This is a genomic window from Pseudoclavibacter sp. AY1F1 (genome assembly GCF_002931075.1).
Taxonomy (GTDB): Bacteria; Actinomycetota; Actinomycetes; order Actinomycetales; family Microbacteriaceae; genus Pseudoclavibacter.
This window is the reverse complement of the sequence record NZ_PSTQ01000002.1, coordinates 432,273-445,583: the sequence shown is the minus strand read 5'-3', so window position 1 is coordinate 445,583 and position 13,311 is coordinate 432,273. Positions and strand designations below refer to the sequence as shown.

Genomic DNA, 13,311 nt, shown 5'->3' with positions numbered 1-13,311 from the left:
GCGGAGGGCAGGCAGGCGGCGGCGCAGACGCGCGCGCATGCCGACGGGCGGGTGGGCGCGCCCCCCGCGCATCCACCCGCCCGTCGCGGCGCATCCCCCGCGCCGACCGGCTACCCGGCGTCTTCTCTCGCGGCGGCCTGCACCGCGACGGCTTCAGTCTTGGCTTTCTGGATCTGCTTCTCTCGAGTGCGAGTGCGCAAGTGCTGGACGGCGCTGATGACGATCGCGCCGACCATCAGCACGTAGATCGCGATCGTGATGGGCGAGTCGACCAGGATGCCCATGTCGCCTTCGCTGACGGCGAGCGCACGGCGAAGCTCGGTCTCGGCGAGCGGCCCGAGAATGGCGGCGATGAGCACGGGGGCAAGCGGGATCGCGTAGCGACGCATCACGAACCCGAAGACGCCGATGGCGAGCGCAAGCCACAGGTCGACAGTCGAGGAGGCGATGGCGTAGACGCCGAGCATCGCGAAGCCCGTGATCCCCGCGTACAAGTAGTGGCGCGGGATGAGGAGCAGCTTCGCCCAGACCGCCGCGAACGGCAGGTTGATGGCGAGGAGGATGACAAGCCCGATGAAGAGGCTCGCGAGGAGCGGCCAGACGAGGTCACCGCTGCGTTCGAACAGGAGCGGGCCCGGCTGCATGCCGTACTGCTGGAACGCGGCGAGCATCATGGCAGCGGTGGCCGAGGTCGGGAGGCCGAGCGCGAGCAGGGCACCCATCGCCGTGCCAGCCGTCGCGTTGCCTGCGGCCTCGGGGCCCGCGACACCCTGGATGGAGCCGCGCGTGCCGAAGTCCGGGTCATTGCGGCGCTTCGCGAGGCGCTTCTCCGTGCCGTAGGCGAGGAACGTCGGAACTTCGGAGCCGCCGACGGGGATCGCGCCGAACGGGACACCGTACGCGGTGCCGCGCAGCCAGGCGGGCAGCGCCTGCTTGAACTCGCGCCAGTTCAGGTACGGGGAGCCGGACGCGGGGATCTTCGTGAGCCCGCCCTCTCGGTGGATGCGGCTGGCGACGTGGAGTACCTCGCCGATCGCGAGAAGGCCGACCGTGACGACGATGATCGAGATGCCGTCGAAGAACTGCGGGAGGTCCATCGTGAAGCGCGACGCGCCGGACGGTCCGTCGACGCCGACAAGCGCGATCGCGAGGCCGATTCCGAGTGCGATGAGGCCGCGGATGACGGAGTCGGCGACCACCGACGAGATCGCGACGAACGCGAACGCCGCCAGCGCGAAGTACTCGGCCGGGCCGAACTGGGTCGCGAGCTGCACGAGGAAGGGCGAGAAGAACACGACAAGGGCCGTCGCGATCGTGCCGCCGACGAAGGCGCCGATGGCCGAGGTGCCGAGGGCCTTCGCGGCGCGGCCGTCCTTGGCCATCCTGTGGCCTTCGAACGTCGTCGCGATTGCCGACGAGTTTCCGGGAGTGTTGAGCAGGATGCCCGAGGTCGAGTCTCCGAAGAGACCGCCGAAGTAGATGCTCGCGAACATGATGAACGCGCCGGTGGGGTCGAGGCTGAAGGTGACGGGCAGGAGCAGCGCGACGGCCATGGCGGAACCGAGGCCGGGCAGGACGCCGACGGCGGTGCCGAGGACGGCGCCGATGAGGAGCCAGAGGAGGTTGATCGGGGTGAGGGCGACCGAGAAGCCCTCGAGGAGGTGGGTCAGCTGATCCATGGGAGGACTCCGCTCAGGATTCCGGACGGCAGCGTCAGGCCGAGGCCCGCCGAGAACGACAGCTGCACGAGTGACGAGAAGAGGAACGCGACTCCGATGTCGAAGAGGTGGCGCTTGCTGCCGAGGGCGTAGGCGACGACCCAGAACAGCGCGGCGGCGGTGATGATCCAGCCGAGGGGCTCAAGGAGCAGGGCGGTGCCCGCGAGCGCAGCGAAGACGATGCCGAGGGTCTTCCAGTCGGTGCCGTCGCGCTTCTTGCGCTCCTCCCCCGCCGCCGCGGTGACAACGCGGATCTCGGAGGTCGTGTCGATCTGCCCGATGTCCTCGAGCAGCTCTGGAGAGATCTCCAGCATCTGGTCGGCTTCGTCCTCGTCGTCGCGGGCTGGCTTGCGGATGACAGTGATCGCGAGCGCTATCGAGACGATGAAGAGGAGGACGACGACGATCGTGGGGAAGAACTGCGGTCCTGGAACGCCTGCCGTGGCGGGGACCTCCATGGTGGCCGTGCCGATCGCGAAGACGACCGCGAGGAGGAAGACGAACGCGGCGACGCCGAGCTCGCTCCTGCCGTGCCACCAGGAGCGCGGCTCCGTCTGGATGCTGTCGGTCGCGGGGCCCCGCGACTCGCGAGCGCTGCGCGCCTCGCGTGGGTTTTGCAGCTGACTCATAGTCCGAGCTCCTTCACGAGTGCGGTGACCTGGTCGGTCTCGGTCACGAGGAATTGTTCGAAATCGGTGCCTGGCTGGAAGCTGTCCGTCCAGTTGTTGCGGTCAAGTGCTTCCGCCCACTCCGGGCTGTTCTCGAGCTCCGTGACGATGTCGACGAGCTCGTCGCGAGTCGCGTCATCGATGCCGGGAGGTGCGACCACGCCACGCCAGTTGACCATTGCAACGTCGACTCCCTCTTGCTCGAAAGTGGGGATGTCGATGCCGTCGACGGGCTCTGGCGCCGAGATCGCGAGCGCCTTGAGCGTGCCGGCCTCGATCTGGTCCCTGAACTCGTTGTAGCCGGACAGGCCCGCCGCAGTGGTGCTGGAGAGCAGCGAGGAGAGGACCTCGCCTCCGCCCGAGTAGGCGACGTAGTTGACGTCCTTCGGGTCGACCCCGATGGCTTTGCCGAGCATGCCGCTCAGGAGGTGGTCGATGCCGCCGAGCGAGCCGCCGGCGATCGAGTGGCCGCCCGGGTCGTTCTTCATTCCCTCGACGAATTCATCGAGGGTGTTGTACGGCGACGACCCGGGCACGACAAGCGCGTTGTAGTCGTCGGCGAGGCGCGCGATCGGCACCGTGTCGGCGAGGGACTCGCCTGTGTTGGAGAGGACGGTCGCGCCGACCATGACGCCTCCCGTGACCATGAGCATGTCGTCGCGGCCCTGCATCTGCAGGAGCTGGCTGAGGCCGATGGTCCCGCCGGCGCCCGGCACGTTCACGACCTGGGCGTTGTTGACGATGCCGTTCGCTCTGAGCGCCTGCTGCGCCTCACGCGCGAACGCGTCCCAGCCGCCGCCCGGTGCCGCTGGGGCCATGATCGTGAGCTTGCTTCTCGCCGACGCTCCGGCACCCGCACTGCTCGCATCCACGACCGCGAAGCCGAGAACAACAACCGTGACGATGGCAAAGAGAGAGGCGAGCAGCTTGTTCGGGAGTCTTGTTCTACTCACTGGAGTATTCCTTCCGTTGGCAACGACTCTGTCGCCGCGCTGGTCTGCGCTGCTGTCTACGATTGCACCGGAGCTGAGCGTCGACGCCTTCTGGCCTTTGTGGTCTTTGTGGACACGTAGGGTCGTCCCGAGGGCACACGTCTTCGAAGAGGTGGCACACGAAGAGTCGGCACACGAGGAGGTGGCCACATGAGCAGGGAGCTGAGCGCCCTTCGCGGTCCCCGCGTGCTCACACTCGTGGCCGTGCAGTTCTCCATCGTCTTGGTCTGCATGCTGACGACGCTGCTGGTCGCACTCCAGGTGCAGCACACCTCCATTCGGGAGGAGACCGGAGAGCGCGCGCTCGACGTCGCCACGAGCCTCGCCGAACTGCCCGCAGTCGTCGACGCAGTCGGCACACCCGACGCTGGAGCCACGTTGCAGCCGATCGCCGACCTCGTTGCCAAGTCCGCCGGCGTCGACTACGTCGTCATCACCGACGAGGAAGGCATCCGCATCACGCATCCGGTGCCGGAACGACGCGGCGAGATGGTGTCCACCGACCCCAGCGTCGCCTTGGGCGGAGAGACTTTCGTCGGCACCGAGGTCGGCACTGTGGGAGCGACACTCCGCGCCAAGGTGCCCGTGTGGCGCGACGGCGTCGTCATCGGGACGGCGTCGGTCGGCATTCTCGAGTCGTCGATCTCCGAGCAGCTCGAGGACAGGGTCTGGCAGGTCGTGCCCTGGGTACTCGGAGCGGCGCTCTTCGGGCTCGCCGCCGCGGCCGGCGTCTCCATGGTGCTCGGGCGACGGTTCGAGCGGCTCGCCGTCGCCGCCCAGGAGCTCGAGACGCAGCGCCGCCTCGCCTCCGCCCTCCGCGAGCAGACACACGAGTTCTCGAACCGCTTGCATGTGCTGTTCGGGCTCATCGAAGTCGACGAGCGTGCCGAGGCGCTTGACTACATCCGCACGTTGACGCCGGTTGATTCGCTCGCCGCTGACCCCGACCTCGAGGAGTCACTCGCGGAAGCGCCGGTGCGCATCCGAGCGATCCTCGCTGCTGCCGGCACCCGGCTCTGCGAGCACGGTGGTGTGCTGCAGGCCGACATCGAGAGCGAAGACCGCGCGTTCCTCGAGCTCGCCTTCGACGACGCCGCCGCCACCGTGCTCAGCAACCTCGTCGGCAACGCGATCGACGCCGTCGAAGCGCAGGGCTCACTCGGGATCGTCCGGGTCGCAGTGGAGGCCGAACGATCGGGGGTGCGGATGCAGGTGGACGACACCGGGCCAGGGGTCGCAGCGGAGATCCGCGACCAGGTCACCGAGACGGGATTCTCGACCAAGGCGACGGAGTCGCGAGACGGCCTCGAGATCCCGCGCGGCGTCGGCCTCGGGCTCGTGCTGCGCATCGCCGGCGAGCGCGGCGGCGGCCTCGTGATCACGGAGAGCGAACTCGGAGGAGCACGATTCGTCGCGACGCTGCCGAACCAGCACACGCCGTCAGCTCCGGACGCGCATCCAGGAGCAGCGGGCCCTGAGAGAATCACACCGTGACCGCCATCCGAACCCTCATCGTCGACGATGAGACCGCCGTCAGGCGCCTGCACGAGCGCATGCTCGCGGGCGTCGACGGCTTCGAGGTCGTCGCCACCGCCGGCACGGGTGAAGAGGCTCTCGAGGTCGCCGCGAGCATGGACATCGACCTCGTGCTGCTCGACGTGCACCTGCCAGACTTCAGCGGCGTCGAGGTGCTGCGCCGCCTGCGACTGCTGCTTGACGACGCCTTCGACGCCATCATCATCTCCTCCGCCAACGACCGGCTCTCGGTCGCGCAGCTCGCGACGGCCAGCATCTCCGACTACCTCGTGAAGCCCTTCTCTCGGGCGAACTTCGAGGCCAGGCTCGCCAACTACCGCGACACGCGCGTCGCGTCTCCGAGGAAGACCGCCGAGGGAACGCCAACGTCACCGCTTCGGCAGCAGGACATCGACGGGCTGCTGGCCCGTCGCGGTGCCGGTACCCCGTCGCAGACGCTGGATCGCTCGGGAACATCATCGATCCAGGTGCCGGCCGGCCGGGGAAGGCCACTGCCCAAGGGGCTCTCGGAGCCGACGATCAAGCTTGTCGCCTCCCGACTGGTGTCGGAGTGGCAGTCCGCCCTCGAGATCGCCGAGGTGTGCGGCCTCTCCCGCGTCACCGCTCGCCGCTACCTCGACCACCTCTGCGCTCGCGGCCTCGCCGAGGTCGAGCCGGTGTACGGCAAGCGCGGCCGTCCCGAGCTCCGCTACCGCCGCTCGACCTGACCCGACTCGCGGTCAGCTGGTCGGAGTCGGCGCTGTCCCGTCGAAGCGGATGCTCCACGCCGTCTCGTCATACAGCTCGACCCGGATGATCGTGGGGCCCGCTTGGAACGGGCGAGTGAGCGACGTGACCTCGCTGGTGCTCTCGTACCAGCTGTCCGCGCCGAACGTGTCGATCCCGATGCTCTGGTCAGGCTCGAACGCGAAAGTCGCGTCGCCGCCGTTGCCCGTGTAGAGAACGACCTCCGACCCAGAACCCGAGTACTCGGCGTCGAACGACGGAAGCGTCTCGAGTGAGACGAGCGTCACCGTCCAGTCCCCCTCGGCCTCGATGTCGATGGCCCGGAACTCGTCGTCGGTCCACTCGTTGATGATGGCAAGGCCCGAATAGTCGTCGTAGGCGGAGAGGGACGACCCGCCCATCTGCTCGCCCTCCACGTCGACGTCGTAGATGCGGAGCCGCTCGCCCTCGAACTCGACCCGCAGCAGGCCGATGTCGTCCGAGCCTCCAGGCAGGACCACATCGAACCTCGCATTGCCCGTACCAGAGACGCTGGCCGTTGCGGTGAGGTCGAGCGTCCCCGTGCCGCCAGACAGCTCCGTCACGGCTCCGCGGATCGAACCGCCGGTCGAACCGATCAGCTGGATGACAAGCGCCACGACCGTCATGATCAGCGTGATGACACCAACCGCCCGTCGTCCGCCACCGGCACGTATGAGGGCGATGCTCGAGATGAGCGAGACGACGATGACCACCCAGGCGATGAAGGTGATCCCGGAGATCGCGAACGTGATGGCGAGGATCGCGGCGATGAAGCCGAACCAGCCACCACCGCCCTTCTTCGTCGTCTTGGTGTCCGTCTTGGGCGTGGAGGCTGCGGCAGCCGGCGGCGTCGGGAGCTGGTTGGGCGGAGTCCGCTTAGGGCGCCCGACGCTTCCCTTGCCGTTCCCGGGTCGGCCGCCGGCGACCGCGCTCTGCACATCCCGCACACGCTTCCCGAGGAGGGCGCTGCTGTCGCTCGCGACGCGGGTCAGCAGCTCCTGGCGCTCGAGGGTCGCGTCGAGGGGCTGTGTGACCTCCTCGCCAGGACCGGCCCCCGGAAGCACGAAGCCGGGTGACTGCGAGGCCGCGTCGCGGTCGACCAGCGCATCAAGCTCCTCGAGTGTGCGCGGCGCGTCGGGCAGGCCCGTCGGCGTGCTGCCTTCGTCCCAATTGCTGTCCGTCTCGCGGGCATCCTCCGCCGCCTCCTGGGCCTCGCGCTCCGCTTCGCGCTGCTCGTCAGCGAGCCGCTGGGCGTCGCCCCTGCTGTCCTGCGCCGCCCACTTCGACACGAAGTCCGGGGCCCGATAGCCCGTCGGTGCCTGGTAGTCGCGCTGCGAGTAGTCGACCGCGCCGTCGTCCGTCTCGGAGTCTTCTGGCGTCGAGTTGTCTGGCACGTGAGCTCCCTGGGCGATGAACGGGGTGATGATCGCGCCTCCATTGAACTACATGCACTCGGTCCCCCCTCCGAGCGAGTAGATTCTCGAGACCGCCGCAAGAGAGGGAGGAGCCACATGTCGCAGCTCGCAGACTTCAACCAGGACACGTCCGACTTCAGTCGTCAGGAGTTCGACGTCAGGCTCGCGAATACGAGGGTGCGCATGGAAGACGAGGGCCTCGACGCGCTCCTCGTCACCGACCCGGCCAACCTCTACTACCTGACGGGCTATAACGCCTGGTCCTTCTACATGCCGCAGTTCCTCTACGTGCCGGCCGAGGGCGACCTCCTGCTGGTCATGCGGGCGATGGACGCGCACGGCGCGCACCACACGACGTGGCTGCCGAGCGATCAGGTCGCCGGATACCCAGAGAACCTCGTGCACCGCGCCGAGGTGCACCCCATGGACTGGGCGGCGACCGAGCTGCGTGAGCGCGGCCAGGCGGCCAGGCGGATGCGGGTCGGCTACGAGTCGGAAGCGCACTTCTTCTCGGTCCGCTCGTTCCTGACTCTGCAGCGTCGGCTCCCGGAGTGGGATCTCGTGGACAGCCGCGAGCTCGTCAACTGGGTGCGCCTCGTAAAGTCCCAGGCGGAGCTCTCCCTCATGAGGACCGCGGCCGCCGTGAGCTCGAACGCCATGGCGGTCGGTATCAAGGCGCTGCGAGGAGGCAGGCGGCAGAGCGATGTCGCCGCAGAGATCCAAGCGGCGCAGGCAGCGGGAGTCGGAGACGCAGAGGGCGACTACCCGTCGATCGTTCCGATGATGCTGGCCGGCGAGGGCGCCGACACGCCTCACCTCACGTGGTCGAGCGCGCAGATCGTCGCCGGAGAGGCCGTCTCCCTCGAGCTCGCGGGCGCCCACCGCCGCTACCACGCGCCGCTCGCGCGCACCGTGAGCCTCGGCCAGCCGAGCGCCGAACTGCAGCGGGTTGCCGCGACGACCCTCGACGGCTTCGAGGCCGCGCTCGAGCTTCTCCGCCCTGGCCAGACCCCCGATGCTGCCGTCGCAGCCTGGGATGCGGTGCTCGCGAAGCAGGGACTCAGCAAGGCCTCGCGCCTGGGCTACTCGATCGGCATCGGCTACCCGCCGGACTGGGGCGAGCACACCGTGAGCATCCGCGCCGGCGAGGAGACGGTGCTGGCCCCCAACATGACCTTCCACCTCATCGCGGGCATGTGGATGACGGGCTTCGGCTTCGAAGTCTCCGAGTCGATCCGCATCACCGAGACCGGCGTCGAGGTGCTGACAAGCGCGCCGCGCGAGCTCATCGTGAAGGGTGACGCGTGAGCGGGCCCAGCGCGGCAGAGACTGCCGTGCTCGAGCGCCTCGACCTCGAGGGGATCGTCGCTGACGCTGCCGAGCTCATCCGCGCGCGGGGCGAGAACCCCGGCGAGACGGAAGCCGCGACCGTCGAGGTCCTCGCATCTCTCTGCGAGCGGGCCGGGGCCCAGGTCACGCTGACCGAGGTCGCCCCCGGACGGCACAATCTCCTCGCGCAGATGGGCGACGGAGACGGACCCGCTCTCCTGTTCCTCGGCCACAGCGACGTCGTCCCCGCCGGTGCCGGCTGGCTCGGCGACCCCTTCGAGCCGCGCCTGGTCGATGGGATGCTCATCGGCCGCGGCGCCGTGGACATGAAGGGCGGCCTCGCCGCGGTCGTCGCGGCGATGTCGGCCGTCCACGCTCAGCGACCGGAGCTTCGCCTCGCCCTGCTCTGCACGGTCGACGAGGAAGACACCGCCACCGGCGCGCTCCGCCACATCGCGGATGCGCCGACCGCGCGCGAAGTGCGCGCCGCGGGAGATGCTCTGCCGTACTCTGCCTGCGTCGTCGCCGAGCCGACCGGCCTCGACACCGTGGTCGCCTGCCGGGGCGCCACGAACTTCATCATCACCCTCCGCGGTGCCGCCGCCCATGCAGGCAACCCGGCGGACGGCGCAAGCGCGATCGTCGCGGCGGCCATCGCCGTGCAGGCCATCGAGGACGACGCCGCACGTATCGCCCAGCACTCCGCGGCGGTCCCCGGCCTCATCGGCACCGGCAGCTGGAACGTCGGCATGATCGCCGGAGGCCACGGCACCTCGATCGTCGCGGAGGAGTGCACACTCTACGTCGACCGCCGGGTGCTGCCCGACGAGGAGCCGGAGGAGATCCTCGAGGACGTGCTCGCGCGCATCCGCTCGGCGATCTCGCGGAGCGGGATGCTGAACGGCGAGCGCATCACCGTCACCGGCCACCTCGACATGGCCATGCCCGGGTTCCTCACACCTCCCGACTCCGTCCTGCCCGCCACCGCCGTGCGCGCCGTCGCCGACGCGGGCGGCACGTCGAGCATCGGCGGGTGGAGCGCTGCCTGCGAAGGCGGCTTCATCGCGCGCCACCACGAGGTGCCCGTCGTGATCCTCGGTCCAGGCGACGTCAAGGCACAGGCCCACCAGCCGGAGGAGCGGGTGGAGGTCGCCGACCTCCTGCTCGCCGCGCGCGCCTACGCGCTTATAGCGCTCCGCCTCGCGGAGGCGTCCCGGTAATACCCAGGTCCGCGCGCTGGACTGGGCCATTACCCGTGTGGAACTGCCGCTAGGAGCACCTATGTCCTCGAATCAGTCCAGTCCAGGCGGGCAGGGTTCGACCCTGCCGCCGCTCACCCGCGAGATCGACCTGACGCCCATCCAGCGCAAGACGGCACGCAGATCCGTCGCGGGCTCCGCGATCGGCAATGCCATCGAGTGGTTCGACTACGGCATCTACGGCTACTTGGCGATCTACGTCTCGCAACTGTTCTTCACCTTCGACGGCGACTCGGACAGCGCACTTCCGCTCATCCTGACCTTCGCGACCTTCGCCGTCTCCTTCCTCGTGCGCCCCCTCGGCGGCGTGGTCCTCGGGCCTCTCGGCGACCGCATCGGGCGCCAGAAGGTTCTGATCTTCACGATCATCATGATCAGCCTCTCCACGGCCGCGATCGGGCTCCTCCCCTCCTTCGACTCGATCGGCTTCGCGGCACCCATCCTCCTCATCCTGCTCCGCATGCTGCAGGGCTTCTCGGCAGGTGGCGAGTACGCAGGCGCTGCCATCTTCATGTCCGAGCACGCGCCGGACGACAAGCGCGGCTTCTTCGGCTCGTTCCTCGAGTTCGGCACCCTTGCCGGTGCAAGCGCGGCTGCAATCCTCTGCACGACCCTTGCATTCATCGTGGGCGACGACGGGATGCTCGAGGGCTGGTGGCGCCTGCCGTTCCTGCTCACGCTCCCGCTTGGTCTCGTCGCACTCTGGATGCGCCGCCACCTCAGCGAGTCGGAGACGTTTGTCGACGACGTCAAGGAGCCGGGCGAGAAGCAGACCGCGATCGGCGCGCTCGTCTCGCTCCTCAAGAACTACCCGCTGCAGGTGCTCAAGCTCTTCGGCTTCGTGATCCTCATCAACGTGGCCTTCTACCTCGTGCTCACCTACATGCCCACGTACCTCTCGACGACGCTCGACCAGAGCACCGCCGAATCGACGTTCTCGCTGGTGATCATCCAGCTCCTGATGATGGCGGTCATCGTGCCGTTTGGGGCGCTCTCGGACCGCATCGGCCGAAAACCCCAGCTCATCGCCGCGAGCATCGGCTTCACTGTGTTCTCGGTCCCCGCCGTCATGCTGATCCAGACCGGGTCCGTCATCGCGCAGATCACCGGACTCGGGATCCTCGGGTTGTTCCTCGTGATGATCATCTCGACGATCTCCTCGACGCTGCCCGCCCTGTTCCCGACCGCCGTCCGCTACTCGGGCTTCGCGATCGGCTACAACATCTCGACGGCGATCTTCGGTGGCACTGCGGCATCCGCCAACACGTGGCTGATCGACCAGACCGGCAACGTGCTGATCCCCGGCTTCTACCTGGCCGGCGCTGGCCTCATCGGGCTCATCTCCGTGCTCAGCTTCAAGGAGACCGCCGGGCGCTCGCTGCGGGGCAACGTCATCCCGGGCAGCGACGACTCCAAGCGCATCGCCGCGGGCGAGCACCTGGTCGGCAAGATCAACAAGTAGTCGGAGACGACACGCAGTGGCGCTCAGCGCAACGGGCTAGCCGTTGCATTGAGCGCCATCGTGTCTCTGCGACGTCTCAACTCGCGAGGACGCCGTCGATCTGGCCCATGGCCTCGGTCATTCCCTCAGCCATGCCCATCTCCATGACGCTGTCGAAGTCGGCGGGCGAGGAGAAGACGGAGACGGTGGTCATGCGGGTGACGTCGCCGACGGCTTCGATCGTGACGGTGCAACGGGTGACGGGGAGCTCGAGGTTTCGCGAGCCGTCGTCGTGCGCGAAGCCGTTGTCGAACGACAGCGTGTGGTGCGGCTCGATGGTGACGAACTCCCACCACTCCCCCGCCTTGGTGCCGTCTGGGCCGGTCATGTGGGAGGCAACGTGGCCGCCCGGCTCGAACTCGAATGAGTCGACCGTCGATGGCCAGGTCGGCGGGCCCCACCAGCGCTCAAGCTGCCGCGGGTCTTCCCACAGCCGCCAGACGCGCTCCGGCGTGGCCGCGTGCTCGGTGACGACGGTCAGCGTGAGCTGTTCCGCGTCTTTCTGCGTTGAGATGACAGGCATTGTCTCTTCCTCTCGATCACTGCTCGCCGGCGTCGGCGCGCGTGGTTGGTGTTGTGGTGTTGTCGTCGTCGGCGAGCAGGTCGTCGATTCGCGCGGTGCGTTCTCGCCAGAGCTGCTCGTAGGACTCGAGGAGCCGGGTCGCTCGTTGGATCGTGGCGTTGTCGGCCTGCACGAGCTGCTCCCTCCCCTGCCGTCGCTTCTGCGTGAGACCCGCCCGCGTGAGCACGGCGACGTGCTTCTGTACGGCGGCGAAGCTCATGGCGTAAGCCTCCGCGAGGCTTGTCACCGACTGCTCCTCGCGGAGCACGCGCGCGAGGATGTCTCGCCGTGTCGCATCCGCAAGTGCCTGGAAGATGCGGCTGACCTCGTCCTCGCTAAGCTGTCGTGTAACCATTTGGTTGTACGTTACGCCTCGCGTGCGGCGACCGCAAGGGCGCAAGCCTGTGGAGCCCCCGTGCGCGAGGCCGCATCCGCGAGACTGGCCTCATGACTTCGGACCTCTCGCGCCCAGAGCTGCTCGGGCTGCGCCAACGAGCGCAAGCACTCACCGGCGATCGGCCGAGCGTCATGGGCGCCGCCGATCGACTCCTGGCTCTCCAGGGGCAGGACCTGCCGGGCGCACTCTGGGCGCTTGGAATCCGCTCGGGTGCGCCCATCAACGAGGTGCGAGCGAGCTTCGACCGCGGCGAGCTCGTTCGCTGCTGGCCGTTGCGAGGCACACTGCACGTCGTGCCTGCACGCGATCTGCACTGGGTGCAGCAGCTGACCGCCGAGCGCGCACGCGCCTCCATGCGCAAGCGCCACCAAGACTTGAAGATCGACGCGGAAGCCGAGCAGGCCGCTCGGGTATCTCTCTCCCGCGAGATGGATGCACGCGGCGAGTCCAGGCGCCTCACTCGCGCCGAGCTCTTCGCGGCCTGGGAGCGCGACGGCATCGCGACGGGGGCCCAGCGAGGCGCGCACCTGCTGTGGCTGCTCTCGCTCGACGAGACGCTGGTCTACGGCCCGTTCTCCGGCACTGAGCAGCAACTGGTCATCGGCGCGGAGTGGATCACGGACTCGGTGACGCTGGACCACGATGCGGCCGTACGTGAGCTCGTCAGGCGCTACCTGCGCGGGCACGGCCCGGCGACGCTCGCGGACCTGCAGTACTGGTGCAAGCTGCCGCTGGCCGAGCTCAGGGCCGCGGTCACCGAGCTGGGCGATGCGGTGGCTGAGGTGCGCTTCAACGGCGCGAGCTACCTCGTCGAGGCGGCGGCGCTGGATTCGAGGGAACTGCCGAAATGGGCGCCCACGCTGCTCCTGCCCGGCTTCGACGAGTGGGTCCTCGGGTACCAGGACCGCTCGGCGAGCGTGCATCCGGATCATGCCGAACTGATCGTGCCCGGCGGCAACGGGATGTTCCGGGCGACGGTCATCCGCGGCGGGCGGTGCGTGGGGCTCTGGTCGAAGACGAGCACCGCGAAACGGACACGCGTGGTCGCGAGCCCGATCTCCGGAGTGTTCTCGGCGACCGCCGAGCGTGAGATCGGCGCGCAGGCTGACCGCTACTCCGCCTTCCTCGGCGTGGAGGGCACACTCGCCATGGGTGAGCAGCTCCTGGCGTAACCCTCGAGAGCGCGA

The 13,311-nt window shown here is 68.5% G+C and carries 12 protein-coding genes; 6 read left to right on the top strand and 6 right to left on the bottom strand.

What is annotated here, in order from left to right; translation table 11 throughout:
• Positions 1-110 precede the first annotated feature (110 nt).
• Genes C5B85_RS06185 through C5B85_RS06175 form a run of 3 tightly spaced genes read right to left on the bottom strand, consistent with a single transcriptional unit; the run spans position 111 to position 3,339 of the window.
• Positions 111-1,679: a tripartite tricarboxylate transporter permease gene (locus C5B85_RS06185; protein WP_104285133.1), complete on the bottom strand. Its 1,569-nt coding sequence runs from the start codon at positions 1,677-1,679 to the stop codon at positions 111-113.
• Positions 1,667-2,347, bottom strand: coding sequence for a tripartite tricarboxylate transporter TctB family protein (locus tag C5B85_RS06180; protein ID WP_104285132.1), 681 nt, complete (start codon positions 2,345-2,347; stop codon positions 1,667-1,669). Before C5B85_RS06180 ends, C5B85_RS06185 begins: the two co-directional genes overlap by 13 nt.
• A complete protein-coding gene (locus tag C5B85_RS06175; protein ID WP_258070612.1) occupies positions 2,344-3,339 on the bottom strand; it encodes a tripartite tricarboxylate transporter substrate binding protein in 996 nt (331 codons plus the stop codon). Before C5B85_RS06175 ends, C5B85_RS06180 begins: the two co-directional genes overlap by 4 nt.
• Positions 3,340-3,528: 189 nt before the next feature.
• On the opposite strand from C5B85_RS06175, the gene C5B85_RS06170 reads away from it, so the two are divergent.
• Together C5B85_RS06170 and C5B85_RS06165 are read left to right on the top strand one after the other, a co-directional pair.
• A complete protein-coding gene (locus C5B85_RS06170; protein WP_104285131.1) occupies positions 3,529-4,872 on the top strand; it encodes an ATP-binding protein in 1,344 nt (447 codons plus the stop codon).
• On the top strand, positions 4,869-5,621 hold the full coding sequence (locus tag C5B85_RS06165; protein ID WP_104285130.1) for a response regulator: 753 nt from the start codon (positions 4,869-4,871) through the stop codon (positions 5,619-5,621). The genes C5B85_RS06170 and C5B85_RS06165 overlap by 4 nt, the downstream gene beginning before the upstream one ends.
• A 12-nt stretch (positions 5,622-5,633) precedes the next feature.
• Here C5B85_RS06165 and C5B85_RS06160 read toward each other — a convergent pair whose 3' ends face one another.
• On the bottom strand, positions 5,634-7,055 hold the full coding sequence (locus tag C5B85_RS06160) for a sodium/calcium exchanger protein (RefSeq protein WP_104285129.1): 1,422 nt from the start codon (positions 7,053-7,055) through the stop codon (positions 5,634-5,636).
• Between the two features lie 117 nt (positions 7,056-7,172).
• Between C5B85_RS06160 and C5B85_RS06155 the strand changes: the two genes are divergently transcribed.
• The 3 genes from C5B85_RS06155 (at position 7,173) to C5B85_RS06145 (ending at position 11,126) form a co-directional block, all read left to right on the top strand.
• Complete coding sequence (locus tag C5B85_RS06155; protein WP_104285128.1) at positions 7,173-8,384, top strand: M24 family metallopeptidase; 1,212 nt, start codon at positions 7,173-7,175, stop codon at positions 8,382-8,384.
• On the top strand, positions 8,381-9,625 hold the full coding sequence (locus C5B85_RS06150) for a M20/M25/M40 family metallo-hydrolase (protein WP_104285127.1): 1,245 nt from the start codon (positions 8,381-8,383) through the stop codon (positions 9,623-9,625). Before C5B85_RS06155 ends, C5B85_RS06150 begins: the two co-directional genes overlap by 4 nt.
• Before the next feature lie 61 nt (positions 9,626-9,686).
• Positions 9,687-11,126 (top strand): MFS transporter, encoded by a 1,440-nt coding sequence (locus tag C5B85_RS06145; protein WP_104285126.1) that lies wholly within the window; start codon positions 9,687-9,689, stop codon positions 11,124-11,126.
• A 76-nt stretch (positions 11,127-11,202) separates the two neighbouring features.
• On the opposite strand, the gene C5B85_RS06140 is transcribed toward C5B85_RS06145, so the two are convergent.
• Together C5B85_RS06140 and C5B85_RS06135 are read right to left on the bottom strand one after the other, a co-directional pair.
• On the bottom strand, positions 11,203-11,688 hold the full coding sequence (locus tag C5B85_RS06140; RefSeq protein ID WP_104285125.1) for an SRPBCC domain-containing protein: 486 nt from the start codon (positions 11,686-11,688) through the stop codon (positions 11,203-11,205).
• Between the two features lie 16 nt (positions 11,689-11,704).
• Positions 11,705-12,082, bottom strand: a complete 378-nt coding sequence (locus C5B85_RS06135) for a helix-turn-helix transcriptional regulator (protein ID WP_104285124.1) — start codon at positions 12,080-12,082, stop codon at positions 11,705-11,707.
• Between the two features lie 92 nt (positions 12,083-12,174).
• Between C5B85_RS06135 and C5B85_RS06130 the strand changes: the two genes are divergently transcribed.
• Positions 12,175-13,296, top strand: a complete 1,122-nt coding sequence (locus C5B85_RS06130; RefSeq protein ID WP_104285123.1) for a winged helix DNA-binding domain-containing protein — start codon at positions 12,175-12,177, stop codon at positions 13,294-13,296.
• Positions 13,297-13,311 lie beyond the last annotated feature (15 nt).

Coding starts and splice junctions, on each gene's coding strand:
- C5B85_RS06185 (WP_104285133.1), bottom strand. CDS start 1,679: ATGGATCAGCTGACCCACCTCCTCGAGGGCTTCTCGGTCGCCCTCACC.
- C5B85_RS06180 (WP_104285132.1), bottom strand. CDS start 2,347: ATGAGTCAGCTGCAAAACCCACGCGAGGCGCGCAGCGCTCGCGAGTCG.
- C5B85_RS06170 (WP_104285131.1), top strand. CDS start 3,529: ATGAGCAGGGAGCTGAGCGCCCTTCGCGGTCCCCGCGTGCTCACACTC.
- C5B85_RS06155 (WP_104285128.1), top strand. CDS start 7,173: ATGTCGCAGCTCGCAGACTTCAACCAGGACACGTCCGACTTCAGTCGT.
- C5B85_RS06145 (WP_104285126.1), top strand. CDS start 9,687: ATGTCCTCGAATCAGTCCAGTCCAGGCGGGCAGGGTTCGACCCTGCCG.
- C5B85_RS06140 (WP_104285125.1), bottom strand. CDS start 11,688: ATGCCTGTCATCTCAACGCAGAAAGACGCGGAACAGCTCACGCTGACC.
- C5B85_RS06135 (WP_104285124.1), bottom strand. CDS start 12,082: ATGGTTACACGACAGCTTAGCGAGGACGAGGTCAGCCGCATCTTCCAG.
- C5B85_RS06130 (WP_104285123.1), top strand. CDS start 12,175: ATGACTTCGGACCTCTCGCGCCCAGAGCTGCTCGGGCTGCGCCAACGA.